This window comes from Defluviicoccus vanus (assembly GCF_014672695.1).
Classification (GTDB): Bacteria; Pseudomonadota; Alphaproteobacteria; order Rhodospirillales; family Defluviicoccaceae; genus Defluviicoccus; species Defluviicoccus vanus.
Map to the genome: position 1 here is coordinate 2,059,891 of NZ_CP053923.1, position 13,848 is coordinate 2,073,738.

At 62.0% G+C, this 13,848-nt stretch carries 16 protein-coding genes; 4 read left to right on the top strand and 12 right to left on the bottom strand.

All coding sequences use genetic code 11. The annotated features are described in order from the left end of the window. The first annotated feature begins 177 nt into the window (after nt 1-177). Entirely contained in the window at nt 178-1,365 is a 1,188-nt protein-coding gene (locus HQ394_RS09345; RefSeq protein WP_190263018.1) for an AAA family ATPase, read from the top strand. 2 nt (nt 1,366-1,367) lie between these two features. After that, a complete protein-coding gene (locus tag HQ394_RS09350) occupies nt 1,368-1,934 on the top strand; it encodes an RloB domain-containing protein (protein WP_407644725.1) in 567 nt (188 codons plus the stop codon). A 201-nt stretch (nt 1,935-2,135) separates the two neighbouring features. Here HQ394_RS09350 and HQ394_RS09355 read toward each other — a convergent pair whose 3' ends face one another. The 8 genes from HQ394_RS09355 to rfbB all read right to left on the bottom strand — a co-directional run bounded on the left by HQ394_RS09355 (nt 2,136) and on the right by rfbB (nt 10,027). Next, a complete protein-coding gene (locus HQ394_RS09355) occupies nt 2,136-3,497 on the bottom strand; it encodes an IS1182 family transposase (protein ID WP_190260069.1) in 1,362 nt (453 codons plus the stop codon). A 224-nt stretch (nt 3,498-3,721) separates the two neighbouring features. Then, complete coding sequence (locus HQ394_RS09360) at nt 3,722-4,009, bottom strand: hypothetical protein (RefSeq protein WP_190263020.1); 288 nt, start codon at nt 4,007-4,009, stop codon at nt 3,722-3,724. Nucleotides 4,010-4,097: 88 nt separating this feature from the next. After that, nucleotides 4,098-4,661, bottom strand: a complete 564-nt coding sequence (locus HQ394_RS09365) for a tellurite resistance TerB family protein (RefSeq protein ID WP_223292074.1) — start codon at nt 4,659-4,661, stop codon at nt 4,098-4,100. Further along, nucleotides 4,574-5,020, bottom strand: coding sequence for a hypothetical protein (locus HQ394_RS19800; protein ID WP_223291986.1), 447 nt, complete (start codon nt 5,018-5,020; stop codon nt 4,574-4,576). Before HQ394_RS19800 ends, HQ394_RS09365 begins: the two co-directional genes overlap by 88 nt. A 130-nt stretch (nt 5,021-5,150) precedes the next feature. After that, nucleotides 5,151-6,386 carry a glycerate kinase type-2 family protein gene (locus HQ394_RS09370; protein ID WP_456151575.1) on the bottom strand — a complete coding sequence of 412 codons (1,236 nt, stop codon included), beginning with the start codon at nt 6,384-6,386 and terminating at the stop codon, nt 5,151-5,153. A gap of 29 nt (nt 6,387-6,415) precedes the next feature. After that, nucleotides 6,416-7,375, bottom strand: a complete 960-nt coding sequence (gene rfbD, locus HQ394_RS09375; protein ID WP_190263022.1) for a dTDP-4-dehydrorhamnose reductase — start codon at nt 7,373-7,375, stop codon at nt 6,416-6,418. Between the two features lie 57 nt (nt 7,376-7,432). Further along, a complete protein-coding gene (rfbA, locus tag HQ394_RS21490; RefSeq protein WP_190263023.1) occupies nt 7,433-8,896 on the bottom strand; it encodes a glucose-1-phosphate thymidylyltransferase RfbA in 1,464 nt (487 codons plus the stop codon). Between the two features lie 33 nt (nt 8,897-8,929). Next, nucleotides 8,930-10,027 carry a dTDP-glucose 4,6-dehydratase gene (gene rfbB / locus HQ394_RS09385; protein WP_190263024.1) on the bottom strand — a complete coding sequence of 366 codons (1,098 nt, stop codon included), beginning with the start codon at nt 10,025-10,027 and terminating at the stop codon, nt 8,930-8,932. On the opposite strand from rfbB, the gene HQ394_RS20460 reads away from it, so the two are divergent. Next, nucleotides 10,011-10,133 (top strand): hypothetical protein, encoded by a 123-nt coding sequence (locus HQ394_RS20460; RefSeq protein ID WP_263053781.1) that lies wholly within the window; start codon nt 10,011-10,013, stop codon nt 10,131-10,133. The genes rfbB and HQ394_RS20460 overlap by 17 nt on opposite strands. Nucleotides 10,134-10,160: 27 nt before the next feature. Then, the gene (locus HQ394_RS09390) at nt 10,161-10,835 is read left to right on the top strand and encodes a DUF502 domain-containing protein (RefSeq protein WP_190263025.1); all 675 of its coding nucleotides are present in this window, start codon (nt 10,161-10,163) and stop codon (nt 10,833-10,835) included. A 16-nt stretch (nt 10,836-10,851) separates the two neighbouring features. Here HQ394_RS09390 and HQ394_RS09395 read toward each other — a convergent pair whose 3' ends face one another. The 4 genes from HQ394_RS09395 to HQ394_RS09410 form a co-directional block, all read right to left on the bottom strand. Next, on the bottom strand, nt 10,852-11,637 hold the full coding sequence (locus HQ394_RS09395) for an alpha/beta fold hydrolase (RefSeq protein WP_190263026.1): 786 nt from the start codon (nt 11,635-11,637) through the stop codon (nt 10,852-10,854). A 95-nt stretch (nt 11,638-11,732) separates the two neighbouring features. Then, the gene (locus HQ394_RS09400; RefSeq protein WP_190263027.1) at nt 11,733-12,014 is read right to left on the bottom strand and encodes a hypothetical protein; all 282 of its coding nucleotides are present in this window, start codon (nt 12,012-12,014) and stop codon (nt 11,733-11,735) included. A gap of 150 nt (nt 12,015-12,164) precedes the next feature. Then, nucleotides 12,165-12,530: a hypothetical protein gene (locus HQ394_RS09405; RefSeq protein WP_223291987.1), complete on the bottom strand. Its 366-nt coding sequence runs from the start codon at nt 12,528-12,530 to the stop codon at nt 12,165-12,167. 30 nt (nt 12,531-12,560) lie between these two features. Then, nucleotides 12,561-13,403: a hypothetical protein gene (locus tag HQ394_RS09410; protein WP_190263029.1), complete on the bottom strand. Its 843-nt coding sequence runs from the start codon at nt 13,401-13,403 to the stop codon at nt 12,561-12,563. Nucleotides 13,404-13,848 lie beyond the last annotated feature (445 nt).

Consider the following 13,848-nt stretch of genomic DNA (forward strand, 5'->3'; position numbering starts at 1 on the left):
GACCCACGCGTTCAAAGTTACGGAAGGCCGCGGTTCACCCCGCGGCCTTTTGCTTTTCTATTCACTCCCCATCATATGGGCTACCTTAACAAAAAAATGTGGCAATCGACGTTTCGTTGCCATGATTTGTGACCTACAATCGATTGAGTTCGCTCAAGGCAAGCAACCGGTCGACACATGCTCCACCGCATTGAAATCGAGAACTACCGGTCGATCCGAGAGACACAGACGATCGATCTGAGGCTGCCGCGAACAGCCCCGGACATGCCGCGTTTCGTTGCATCGCATGGAACCGCCGACGTCCACCTGCCGACGGTGGTCGCTTTTTTCGGACCGAACGCGTCAGGCAAGACCACCGTTTTGCGGGCGCTGACGAGCACGCTCGATTTTGCGGTGCATAGTTTTTTCCTGCCACCAGATCAGCCCGTTCCATATTTCCAGCCATTCCGGTCCGCTGCTTGGTGGGACCGCCCGACGCGAATCGCCGTCGACTTCGATGCCGAGTGGATCGGAGGAGTCGGCCATGTTTACCGCTACGAGCTGACGATCAACCACAGCAGGAGCGCTGGCGCCGCAGTGCTAACGGAAGCGCTTTTGGTGCGAGACGGGCGGCGGCTCCGCGCTCTATTTCGAAGAGATGCGCGCGGCATCCGCTGCGCTTCGGAGCTTGATCTGCCACCCTCCGACAGCCGGCTGAAGGCCGTCCGCCCCAATGCCAGCCTCATTTCGACGATGGCTCAGCTGAACCATCCAATGTTTCGAACTGCCTGGAACGACATCGCGTTGACCCAGCGAAATCTTTTTGATTTGCAGACGGCGCCGTTCAACATCGAGTCCGCACTCCGGTTTCTGCATTCCGACGAGAACGCGCTGGCAGATTTGCAAAGACAACTTGGCCGACTCGATCTGGGCCTACAGAATATGACTATCGAAAATACCTCCCATGGGCTTGTCGCCGTATTTCAACACGAAGGTCTGGAGGGGACGGTTCTGCTGGGAGAAGAGTCGAACGGGACGCGACGATTCCTCGCGATGTTCCCGGTACTTTGGTTCACGCTGCAGACCGGCCGGCCGGCAATCATCGACGAGTTTGACGTGGACCTGCACCCGCTACTCGTTCCAGAACTCCTCAGCTGGTTTCATGACCCGGTTGTGAATCGCTACAAGGCGCAGCTATTTTTTGCCGGACATAACGCGGCACTCATGGAGTATCTTGAAAAAGAAGAGATATTCCTCGTCGAAAAGTCGCGCGGTGGCGCCAGTACGGTGACGGCTTTGCGCGATTTTCAGGGGTTGCGGCGGGAGCCGAGCTTACAGAAGAAATATCTTGGTGGCGCTTTCGGCGCTGTTCCGAACATTGGCTGACAGTGGCAAGGCATCACATCCGCCAACGCCGCAGGATATTCATTGCATTTGAGGGCGCGTCCGAACGCGCCTTTTGCGCGTGGTTGCAGGATCTGTGCGATGCATCCCGATGTCACAAGCATCTCGTTCGACCAACGGAAATGCGTGGCGGTGATCCGTTATCTCTGGTGGACCAGACATTAAAGCTCCGCGGGCAAGACCAGGAGCGCGCCGGACGTCATGTTCGGAGCGTGCTGCTGATTGATACGGACCGCCTGGAAGATGGCAGTGAGCGGAGCCGGGAGGCAATTGAACTTGCCCAGCGGAGCGAGTTGGTTTTGATTCGCCAGCGACCTTGCTTTGAAGGCGTGCTCTTGAGGTTACATGCGGACCATTCGCAGACCTTCCCTCATTACGCGCGAGACGCCGAACATCGCCTGATTAAAACGTGGCCATCGTACCGCAAGCCGGTGAACCGACAGCAATTGGCGTCGCGGTTCCAGCTCTCGGACCTTGTGCAGGCCGCACAAGCGGACACTGAGATTTGTACGCTTCTGCAGATTCTCGAGCTGCCGACAAATCTGCCATAAGCTCCGCCGCGAAGGCGAACGCGGAGCCATCAAGAAATACAGCCTGCCGTCATCCATTAGGATGCGATATCCTAGCAGCCTGTCGGACTTGCGTCTCGGGCGTCGCCGGACCTGCGTAGGGATCGGTGCGTCGGCGCCTCTGTCAGCGCCATTTTGGGCGGTGCGGTCGCGCTGGCGCGCCTGCGGAACTGGCCGCGCAGGCTAGACGGCGCGGCTGAGGGCGAACATCCGCTTCAGGTTCCATGCCATGGTCACAAGCCTCCACTCGCCACGGGCGGCATTGAGCCCGCGCAGCAGGAACTGCCGGAACCCCAGCACGGACTTGATGATGCCAAACACTGGCTCGGGCGTCTGCTTGCGCAGGGCGTAGAGCGCGCGGCCCTGCGGCGTGCGCAGCCGATACGCCATCGCCTGAACCGGGGTGGGGTCTTCGGGCGCCGGTGGCGCCGCAGCGAAGCGCTCTTGCAGGCTGAGATGATGCGCCTCGCGACCAAGTGCGATCAGCGGTTCGATCCCGCCGGCCACACAGGCCTGCACATTCGCCTCGCTGAAGTAGCCATTGTCCGCCAACAGCATGTCCGGCCTGCCGAGCACGTCCGGCAGAGTGCCGATCTTGTCCAGCATGGGTGTAAGCTGCTGCTTGTCGTTGGGCGCCTGCACCACGTCGGCGACCACCACCAGCAGACTGCCCGCCGCCACCGCCGCCTGCGCATTGTAGCACTGCTCAAAACCGCCGCCCGCCACCGCCATGATGCGGCTTTCCTCGTCGGTCAGATTGATCTGATCCGTGGGCAGCGGCGTCGCCACCGGCGGCTTCGGCTCACGGCCCGTGGGCTTCTTGCCGGTGGCCGCTGCCTTGGCGTCCCGTGCTGCGAGTTTCGCCTGATGGTCTGCCTGCTCCCGTTCGAAGCGTTCCTTCGCGCGGGCCTCGATCTTCGCCCGGGCCTCGGCGAGCCTGGACAACCGTTCCTCACGTCGCGCCAGTTCGTCGGGGATCGACATGCCGTCAGCGATGTCCACCTGGTCCGCCGCTTCTGCCTTGGCCATGAGATCGGCCACTTCGGCCTGCAGTTGGGCCTCCAGCTTGCCCGCATGGTCATAGGACAGCGCGCTGTGCCGGCTGGCATTGGCGTGGACCTTGGTCCCGTCGAGCCCGACCGTTCCCAGCTTCAGCACGCCCATCTCGCGCGCGAGCACCAGCACCTGGACGAACAGCTTCTCGATCTGCGGCAGAAAGCGTCGGCGGAACGCGGCGATGGTGTCATGGTCCGGATGATCGTTCGCCGCGATGAAGCGGAACGCCACGCTGTCATAGGTCGCCCGCTCCAGCTTGCGGCTGGAGAACACCCCGGTGGCGTAGCCGTAGATCAGAATGCCCAGCAGAAGGCTGGGGTGGTAGGACGCTTCCCCAGAGCCACGGTAGCTGCCGGTCATCGGCCGCAGATCCAGCCCCGCGATCACCTCCACCACGAACCGCGCCAAGTGCCGCTGCGGAAGCCACTCGTCCACCGACGGCGGCATCAGAAATCCGCTGTCGCGGTCGATCGGGCGGAAGTTGCTCATGCCGAAGAGGTCCGGGCCGGGGGCGTGAATCCATGCCCGGATTCTATAACCCACAGCTCCGCCTCGCGTTAAGTCCGACAGGCTGCTAGCGGAGGATGCATTCAGCAATTCCGTAGTAAGGCGTCAACCTCGGCAAGCGTAACGCCCTTTACGACTCGCAGCAGACAAAATAATAGTGGGCGGCAGCGCCGGCGGTGCGCCGCTGACGGTGTCAGCGGCGACGCTCAGGCCTTGCTGTCGGTGCGCAGGCCGTCGATCGTTCGCTCGATGCCGCTCCAGATCATTGGGCTCATCACGAACATGGGCTTGGTGACGATGGTGTAGGTGATCGTCTGTTGCTGCTCATCGTGGGCGTAGTCGAGAACGATCTTGCCAAAGGGCGTCGCCGTCGTCGCCGTGCCGTTGAAATCGTCGCTCGGCCGAAATTCGGTGCCGTGCCGCTCCCGTCCCAGGGCCTGGAGCTGTTCCCAGGTCTGTTTCGTCACCCCATTGAAGGTCTTGCTCTCGGGCATCGGGACGGTTCCTCTCAATCGCTTGCTGTTGATCCGCTACCTCGGGGAGACGGCGGCGGCATCAGACCGACGCGCCGGCAACCGTTCCTTAGTGCACGCCAAAGGCCTCGTGCAAGCTGGCCACTGTTGCCGCGTCGAGTTGCAGCGCGTTCGCCAGCGAGCGCAGATAGTCTGTCTCCGCCGGTGTGTCTATGTCGATCGCCAGCAGCGACGCCCCGTAAACCTGGATTGCCAGGTCGGGCCGGCCGGCAACCGCCTCGACCAGCGCCGCCGTGGCGAGCGGCTTGGACAATTCCGCCTCCACATAGGCCTGCGCCTCGGCATCGGCGCCGTCCTCGACCAGCCGGCCGAGAATGCGCGCCCTTTCCGTCGCATCCACCTGACCGTCGGCCTTGGCGGCATTGATCATCGCCTGCACAACAATAGCGGCGGCCTCGTCAAGCGCCTGTTCCTCCGCCGGTGTCGATGGCTCGTAAAGTCCCACCGGCGGCGGTACTGCGGCCGAAGCTCCCGACTGCGCCCGCGCCTGCAGCGCCGAATAGGCGAGGCTGCCGAGGATGGCCATCAGCCCGCCGCCGAGCGCACCCCGGCTGGCGCCACGGCCACCGCCGAGCAGCGCTCCCGCCAGCGCGGCAAGGCCGCCGATCGCCAGTGAATTGCCGCCGCGCCCCCGCCAGAAATCTGTCCAAGGACTGATTCCGCCATGTTGGCAAGACCACCGAGGCCACCTTGACCCAGGGCCTCACTCAGCCCGCTTTGGCCAAAACCGCCCTGTCCGGCGCCACCTTGACCAAAGCCACCTTGACCAAAACCACCTTGCGCTGCGCCACCCTGGGTTGCGCTGCCCTGGCTAGCGCCGGCGAGACCGGAGAGTTGCGAAAGGATGTCAGACAGCGGGTTGCCACCCTGGCCGAGGCCGGACGGCCCCATGGCGTTGCCCAGCCGTTCGTTGGTGGAACCGGAGAGACCGGATTGCAGCAACCGGCCAAGAAGATCGCGGGCGTCAAACATGCTTTGCCTCCTTGATGGACCCAACACGGTGCACCCTTCGTCGGAAGCAGTCGTTAGCGATCGCGGGCGTCTGCTTTTGCTTTCTCAGTAACACAAGGGACCGCGATTGTCGCGCGATTGGTAACCAACCTCAGCGGCTGATCAGGATGGCACGAAAATCGTTGACGTTGGTCCGGGTCGGCCCGGTGACCAGCAGATCACCCAGCGCGGCGAAAAAGCTGTAGGCGTCGTTGTCGGCAAGCAGCGCCCGCGCATCGAGGCCGAGAGCCGCGGCCCGCACCAGACTGTCGGGGCGNNGGATGATGGCACCGGCATTGTCCTCGCTACCATCGATGCCATCCGTATCGGCAGCCAGGGCGCAGATGCGCGGGTGGCCGGCAAGAGCGATTGCCAGCGCCAACAGAAACTCCGCATTGCGCCCACCGCGGCCCTTGCCGCGGACGGTCACCGTCGTCTCGCCACCGGACAAAAGGACGCACGGCGCCGCCGCCGGCTGGCCGTGGGCGGCCACCTGGCGGGCGATGGCGGCCAGCACCTTGGCCACATCCCGCGCCTCGCCCTCAAGGGCATCGCCGAGGATCACCGGCTCGATCCCGGCTTGGCGCGCCACGTCTGCCGCCGCTTCCAGCGCGTCCTGGGCGGTGGCGATGACCATCGCCCGGCTGCCGGCCAGGCGGACGTCACCCGGCTTCGGTGTTTCGTCTACCGCAGCGGCCAGATGCGCCGCCACCTTGTCCGGCACTTCGATACCGTAATGGGCGATGACGCGACGCGCCTCGGCGAAGGTGCCGGGATCAGCCACCGTCGGCCCGGAGGCAATGACCGACGGATCGTCGCCGGGTACGTCGGAGATGAGCAGCGCCACCACCGGCGCCGGCGCGGCGGCGACAGCGAGCCGCCCACCCTTGATCGCCGAGAGGTGCTTGCGCACGGTGTTGATCTCGTCGATGGCTGCGCCCGACCGCAGCAGCGCCTGCGTCACCTGGCGCTTATCGGTGAGCGTCACCCCCGGCGCCGGCAATGCCATCAGCGCCGAGCCGCCGCCGGAGACGAGACACAGCAGCAGATCGTCGGCACCAAGGCCAGTCGCCAACTGCAGCATCCGCTCGGCAGCCAGTTGGCTTGCCGCGTCCGGGTTGGGGTGCCCCGCCTCCACCACTTCGATCCGCTCGGTGGGCACGCCATGGCCATAGCGGGTGACAACGACGCCGCTAAGTGGCCCTGGCCAGGTCCGCTCCACCACCGCCGCCATCGCAGCAGCCGCCTTGCCCGCGCCGACGACGACGGTTCGGCCGCGCGGCGGCGGCGGCAGTGCCGCGATCAGCCGCGCATTGGCCATCGCCGCTGCCACGGCGGCATCGAACATGCGACGAAGGATCGTTTCCGGGGGCATGGTCACCCTCCTACACGGGGCGAGACAGGGGCAGGGGCGAGACGGCTGGGCCGGGAAGACAATATCGATGCCCGCGGTGGCAGATCGAGACACAGATCGAGCCCCTGCCGCCAGTGGGGAAGTGAAACGGCAAATACCGAGCGCAGCAGCGCGGTATCGAGGACCGAATAGGCCGGGCGCGGCGCCTTGCTGGGATAGTCATGACTCGAGATGGGTGCCACGTGCGCGACCGAGCCGTCGGGGCGCGGTGAGGCGGCGAGGATTGCCCGGACGAAGTCGTACCAGCTGCATTCGCCGGCCGCGGCTAGATGATAGGTGCCGCCCAGATCCCGCAGCGGCGCCCAGTCACCGCCGCCGCGCGAAGCGACCAGAACCTGCGCCGTCACCTCGGCAACCAGCCGCGCCCAGGTGGGTGCTCCCAGCTGATCATTGACCGCGCGGATGTCGTCGCCGCCTCGCGCCAGCCGTTGCATCGTTGTCAGTATGTTGCGGCCGCGCGCGGCGTAGACCCAACTGGTGCGCAGGATGAGATAGGCGATGAGACCACTGGCGCGGATCGCCGCCTCGCCGGCGAGTTTGGAGCGACCATAGGCATTCAAGGGCGCCACCGGGTCCGTCTCCGTCAGCGGTCGTGCCGCCCGGCCGTCGAAGACGTAATCGGTGGAGAAGTGCACGAAGATGGCGTCGAGGCGCTTCGCCTCCGCCGCCATCACCGCCACCGCATCGCCGTTGACCGCCATCGCCGCCGCCGGCTCGCTCTCCGCCTGATCGACCGCGGTATAGGCGGCGGCGTTGACGATCAGCTGCGGCTGCACTTCGCGCAGGGCGGCACGGATCTCCTCCGCCTGCATCAGGTCGGTATCCTCCCGCCCCAGGGCTACGACACGGCCGAGCGGGGCCAGCGTCCGCTGCAACTCCCAGCCGATCTGTCCGCTGCGTCCGAAGAGGACGATGCTAGGCACAGGCACGACCTCCAGTACTCACTGTTCTGATCCGCGACTGCGTTCCGGCGTGGCCAGTTAGCCGCGATAGACAGGCAGCCGCGCCGGGTCGAGTTCGCTCAGGTGCAGGCCCTGCGCATCCTTGGCTGAAAGCACCGGCGTCGCCACCGGCCAGGCGATCTGCACCGTCGGATCGTTCCAGATTATAGTAAACTCGGCGCCTGGGTTATAGATGTCCGTGCACTTGTAGCAAACGAGGGCGGCGTCACTGCTGACGCAGAAACCGTGCGCGAACCCGGGCGGGATGTAGAGTTGCCGTCGGTTTGCCGCCGACAGCTCGACGCCGAGCCAGCGGCTGAAGCAGGGTGAGCCACGACGCAGGTCGACGGCAACGTCGAAGATGCTGCCGGTCAGCGCGAACACCAGCTTGCCCTGTGGGTTGGCGGTTTGCAGGTGCANGGCGCGCAGGACGTCACGGCGCGACAGGGATACGTTGTCCTGGACGAAGGCTGCGGTGATCCCCGCCTGTTGATAGCGCAGCTGCTGGTAGCTCTCGAAGAAGGTGCCCCGGTCATCCTCGAACAGCTCTGGCTCGATCAAGAGGACGCCCGGCAACGTCGTCTCGGTCGTTTTCANTCCGCTGGCACCCGCCGACCCGCTGGCCTCCCGCAGCAGCGCCTGCAGGTAGCCGCCATACGCCGACTGCGCCGTGGCGGCGGCCAGCCGAGCCAGTTGTTCATCGTCGATAAAGCCCATCCGCCACGCCACTTCCTCCGGGCAGGCGATCTTCAGGCCCTGGCGTGCCTCGATGATCTGGACGAAGGCAGCCGCCTGATGCAACGCCTGATGGGTGCCGGTGTCCAGCCACGCCATGCCGCGGCCGAGGATTTCCACCCGTAGCTGCTGTCGTGTCAGGTAGGCGCGGTTGACGTCGGTGATTTCCAGTTCGCCACGCGGCGAGGGGAGCAGAGCGCGGGCGATCTCCACCGCCTGATGGTCATAAAAATAAAGACCGGTCACCGCGAAGTTGGATTTCGGCTGCGCCGGCTTCTCCTCCAGTCGGATCGCCCGTTGCTCGGCGTCGAACTCTACCACGCCATAACGCGCTGGATCGCTCACCGCATAGGCGAAGATGGTCGCGCCCTCGGTCTGGGCCGAAACCTGCTGCAGTCGCTCGGCAAGGCCGTGGCCGAAGAAGATATTGTCGCCGAGAATGAGGCAGACGGGGGCGCCGCCACTGAAGTCGGCGCCGATCAGCAGCGCCTGCGCCAGTCCTTCCGGGCGCGGCTGCACCGCATAGCTGAGCTCAATGCCCCACTGGGAGCCGTTGCCGAGCAAGCGCGTAAAGAGCGGCAGGTGATCCGGGGTGGAGATGACGAGGATGCGGCGAATTCCCGCCAATAGTAGCGTCGACAGCGGATAATAGATCATCGGCTTGTCGTAGACCGGCAGCAGCTGCTTGCTGATCACCTCCGTCGCCGGATAGAGGCGACTGCCGCTACCGCCGGCGAGAATGATCCCTTTGCGTCCGCCGTTCACCATGTCGCGACCGTCCCCTTCTGGCCCTGGTGTGCATCAGACAGCGTGGTCGCCACAATCCCGTTTCTCGTCGGCATTCAGCCGATCGTCGCCGGTGAGACAGGGTTGCCACCAGTCCTCGTTGGCGAGGTACCAGGCGACCGTCTGCGCCAGGCCGCGCTCGAAGCTGGTCTGCGGCTGCCAGCCAAGGCTGGTCGCGAGCTTGCTGGCGTCGATGGCGTAGCGCAGGTCGTGCCCCGGGCGATCGGCGACGAAGCGGATCAGCTGGGCGTGCGGGCGATGCGGCGATGTGGGCAGCAGCCGATCGAGGAGGCTGCAGACGCAGTGCGCCACCTGCAAGGTGGTCCGCTCGCAGCCGCCACCAATGTTGTAGGTTTCGCCCACCTCGCCCGCGTTCAGCAGCTGCCAGAGCGCCGCCACGTGATCATCCACGTACAGCCAGTCGCGCACATTGGCGCCGGCGCCATAGATGGGTAGCGGCCGGCCGGCCCGCGCGTTCAAGATCAGCACCGGGATCAGCTTCTCCGGGTACTGATACGGCCCATAATTGTTGGAACAGTTGCTGATGATCGCCGGCAGCCCGTAGGTGTGGTGCCAGGCGCGCACCAGATGATCGGCCGCCGCCTTGCTGGCGGCATAGGGAGAGTTGGGCCGATAGGGCCGGTCCTCGCGGAAGGATCCCGTCGCTCCCAGGCTGCCATAGACCTCGTCGGTGGACACGTGCAGGAGGCGAAACCGCGCCCTGGTGGCGGCATCGAGGCTGTCCCGGTAGGTGCGCACCGTCTCCAGCAGGACAAAGGTGCCGACGATATTGCTTTCGATGAAGGGTCTGGGGGCACCGATCGAGCGGTCCACGTGCGTCTCGGCGGCCAGATGCATCACCGCATCGGGGCGATGGCGGTGGAAGACGGCGGCCAGCGCCGGCGCATCGGCGATGTCGAGCCGCTCGAAGCGATAGCGCGGGTCATCGGCGATCGTCGTCAGCGATTGCAGGCTGCCGGCGTAGGACAGTTTATCGACGTTGACCACCCGCGCCTGGGTGGTCGCCATCAACAGGCGGATCAGCGCACTGCCGATAAAGCCGGCGCCGCCGGTAACGAGGATCGTCGGCTGTGCGGTGGCGAACAGGCTCATCCTGGTGGCGATTCCTTCCAACGGCGATCCCTCCGCCACCCGCATCATCGTCGCTACGCATGCCGTTGCCCTGGGCAAAGACGACCGCTATGAGAAAGGGAGCTGAACGCCAAGCACAAGGGGCAGCAAAGCAATGGCGACTGGCGGCAGCGGCGGTTTGCACGCCGGAAAGTATATCCTGACCGGCATCCTGACCATCATCCCGCTCTGGGTGTCGTTGATGGTGTTCGAGTTCGTCCTCGGCACGTTGTCCAGTGCCGGGTTGCCCTGGTTGCGTCTTCTCGCCAACCGGCTGCGCGTCGATGCCCCGCTGCTTGCCGACTGGCTGACGCGCCGCTGGGTGGACGAATTGCTGGCGGCGATCATCACCCTCGTCGGGCTCTATCTCATCGGCTGGTTTGCAACGCAGGTGGTCGGCCGGCGCATCATCGGCTTTTTCGAACGGCAGATCGCCCGCATTCCCTTGCTGAGCTTCGTCTATAGCGCGGTCAAGAAGCTGACATCGCTGCTGCAGGACAAGCAGGGCAGCGCCCAGCGGGTGGTCATCGTCAACTTTCCCAACGATCGTCTTAAATGCGTCGGTCTGTTGATGAAGACGATGACCGATGCCACCAACGGTAACGCGCTGGCCGCGGTCTACGTCCCCACCGCGCCTAATCCAACCTCCGGCTATCTGGAAATCGTGCCGATGGATCAGGTGATCACCACCGACTGGACGGTGGATCAGGCGATGAATTTCGTCATCAGCATGGGCGCGATCGCGCCGGACCACGTGCATTATACTCGCGATGTGACAGCGCCGGTGTAGCCGCCCACGCGCGCGCTCAGGCCTGGGCACTCTCCAGAAACTCGATCAGGCGCTCGACGAACCGCTCGGGCTGGTCGACGTGCACCCGGTGGCCGGCCTCCTTGATCACGGTGAATTCGGCCTGCGGAAACATCGCGAAGATGCGGCCCTGGTGCTGCGGCTGGATGTAGTCCGACTGATCACCGCTGACGAACAGGGTGCGACCTTCAAACTCCCAGTCGGCGACGTAGGGGAAGTCGAGCAGTTCCGCCATGGAGCGGCGGATGGCATCGAGGTTGATTTTCCACACCAACCCCTTGGGGCCGGTCGCCAGATTCTGCACCAGGAACCGGCGCAGCGCCGCCTCCGGGATGGCGGCGGCGAGGGCGGCGTCGGCCTCGGAGCGGCGGCCGATCCGCTGCATATCGAGCCCCTGCATGGCATCCACGTAGTCGCGATAGTCGTGGCGATAGCGGACCGGGGCGATGTCGATCACCACCAGTTGCTCCACCAGCTTGGCATCGCGCAGCGCGAACAGCATCGCCGTCTTGCCGCCAAGACTATGGCCGACGACGACGGCCTCCGTCAGGTGGTGATCGGTGATGAACGCCGCCAGATCATCCGCCATCTCGGGAAAGCTCATGGTCGGCGTCCATGGCGACTCGCCATGGTTGCGCAGGTCGAGGGTATAGACGCGATACTCGCTGGCGAGGCGCAGGGCAATGGTGTGCCAGTTGCGGGCGTTGCCGAACAGGCCGTGCAGAATGATGATCGGCCGGCCTTGTTTGCCGTAGTCCCGAAAGGCAAGGGGAATGCTGCTCACGTCTGCCTCCGCTGGTTTGTCATTATCGGACGCGTTGTCTGCGGTGCGCTCGCGTCTCGTCGCCGGCGCATGATCGACGAATTGGCGGCAGACGGCTAGGATTCAGCGCGGGCGATGCCAAAACAAGGATGCCGGGAGAAAACGATGACCGACGATGATGCGGCGCCGCCGCTAACCGAGACGAAGCGCGAACTGGACCTGGCGCTGGCGGCGCTCGCCACCCCGGGGCCGGCGCCATCGGCAACCTGGAATGCCGGGTCACCGATCTGCAGGTGCGCCTGCTCGCCCCCGCCCGTTCGCTGGCCGACATTGCCGCCCGCCTCACCCTGATCCGCGACCTGGTCGCCGGCCTCGGCCAGCCCGGCTACCTGCTGCAACTGGTCAACGCGACGCTGGCGGACGTGGAGCGAATGCGGGGGAGGTGGAGAGTTATGATGCCGTATAGTTAGGTACCTTCATATCCCCGGTACGGAGCTTGATTTGTGACTCTTGCTTATACTTACGAAGATTATTTATCTGCACGTGAACTAAATAAACCACAACAGCAAAAACTCCCCCAGATGAATTAAGATATTATATCTTATCCTGTCGCCATATTGATATGTCGTCATAAAAGTGTATAATTCTAAAAATTCCTTATTGGCGTTTTCATGAAGCGTTGCCATGATGCCACGCGCAAAGATGGCCAAAAGCTTATAGTCTATGTAGAGGGCCTGAAAATTAAGCCATGAAAATATAAAATAACCAATCATAATTCCAATAATTTCAATTGCCCAAAAAGGTCGCGCTACCTTGTTAAGTCCGATAAATACAGCAACATGTATTCCCATAAAGATGTTCCACAATGTATCGATTTGAGCGCTCTGATTCATATATCCGCTAAGTATGTCCATATTATTTTTATCCACATGCAATGACTGGCGTTAATTTTGCAGATTCCAGGCTCCATGTAAGACTGGATGCGCCCATTTCTTCATCGTAACATCGATAGTTTCTCCAGCAACACTTTTATATGACCAGTTCGGATCGACTTGGCGAACAAGGGCGTTCCTATTATAATTTATAATTTCAGAGCGTAATAAAACTGATTCAGAGTCACTTATGTAACCTTTATATTTCAATATCTCTATGAGTTGCGCATCAAATGTATACTGATACCATGGGTCGCTAAAATTTATTCCATCTGACTGGTTACATTTTAGGTTATTAGTGAAGCGATAATTCATGTTCTCGCCAAAAAGGATTGGTGCGGATAGTATAGAACCCGGAGCCCTCATTGGAATATTATTTATTATTCCTAATATTGATGGCAAAGGGCGCCTATGTAAGTTCCCATCCGCATCCGGATAGTCCAGTGATATAACACCGCCTGCGAGCATGCGGCCACTTTCTAATATTACTTTCTTTGTATCATCACAAAAAGATTTTTGTTCTTGTGAAAGCGTGGAGAATTGCAGATTATTGACGTCGCCCAAGAACCAAACATCGCATTCTGTTGAAAAATAGTAATTAATAGCATAACAAATATCATGCCGCTGGCAGGCAGCATCCAGATCATCGCTCGGCGGAATTTGAATTAACTCTATTAGGTCTTTTAATTGAGATCCTGTATTAACGTTTGGATGATTAGGTCCGCAAAAATTTCCATGTGTTGGAATGCTTATGTTGTTTACCAACGAGCAAGCGCTGACAAACAAAATAAATGAAAAAAAACCGAGCGCAACTATTGGGCGCCAAGTAGATCGCGCAATGCCGTGCGTATACATGTTTGTGTGCACAAACAGAGGGTAACTGTTTACTTATTATACGCGTCCCACCTGGATTAGCGCAAACAGTAAATATATATATACACGACATGGGTAATTGCGAAGCAACATACATACCCATGATGTACAACATGTGGCTAAAGGAACCTCCAAAGTCGTTAACATTACTGCACAGCAATAAATGGCAAATGTGACGACGTGCGCTACCTTTGGAAGTATCGTCAGTCGGCGGGTTTGGGGCAGAGGTTTGGAGATCTCCTTTTCCCGGAATGCCAATCAGGCACGGTAATGGGTTAGGACGCATGTCCGCCGATTACCGTCCAACCAAGCGTTGCTCTACGCACCTTGCCCCATCGTTATCATAGAAGTCACCACTCGCCGGAGGGTGTGGCGCCTAGCAGCCTGTCGGACTTGCGTCTCGGGCGTCGCCGGACCTGCGTAGGGA

Coding starts and splice junctions, on each gene's coding strand:
- HQ394_RS09345 (WP_190263018.1), top strand. CDS start 178: ATGCTCCACCGCATTGAAATCGAGAACTACCGGTCGATCCGAGAGACA.
- HQ394_RS09355 (WP_190260069.1), bottom strand. CDS start 3,497: ATGAGCAACTTCCGCCCGATCGACCGCGACAGCGGATTTCTGATGCCG.
- HQ394_RS09360 (WP_190263020.1), bottom strand. CDS start 4,009: ATGCCCGAGAGCAAGACCTTCAATGGGGTGACGAAACAGACCTGGGAA.
- HQ394_RS19800 (WP_223291986.1), bottom strand. CDS start 5,020: ATGTTTGACGCCCGCGATCTTCTTGGCCGGTTGCTGCAATCCGGTCTC.
- rfbB (WP_190263024.1), bottom strand. CDS start 10,027: ATGAGCCTGTTCGCCACCGCACAGCCGACGATCCTCGTTACCGGCGGC.
- HQ394_RS09390 (WP_190263025.1), top strand. CDS start 10,161: ATGGCGACTGGCGGCAGCGGCGGTTTGCACGCCGGAAAGTATATCCTG.
- HQ394_RS09405 (WP_223291987.1), bottom strand. CDS start 12,530: ATGGACATACTTAGCGGATATATGAATCAGAGCGCTCAAATCGATACA.
- HQ394_RS09410 (WP_190263029.1), bottom strand. CDS start 13,403: ATGTATACGCACGGCATTGCGCGATCTACTTGGCGCCCAATAGTTGCG.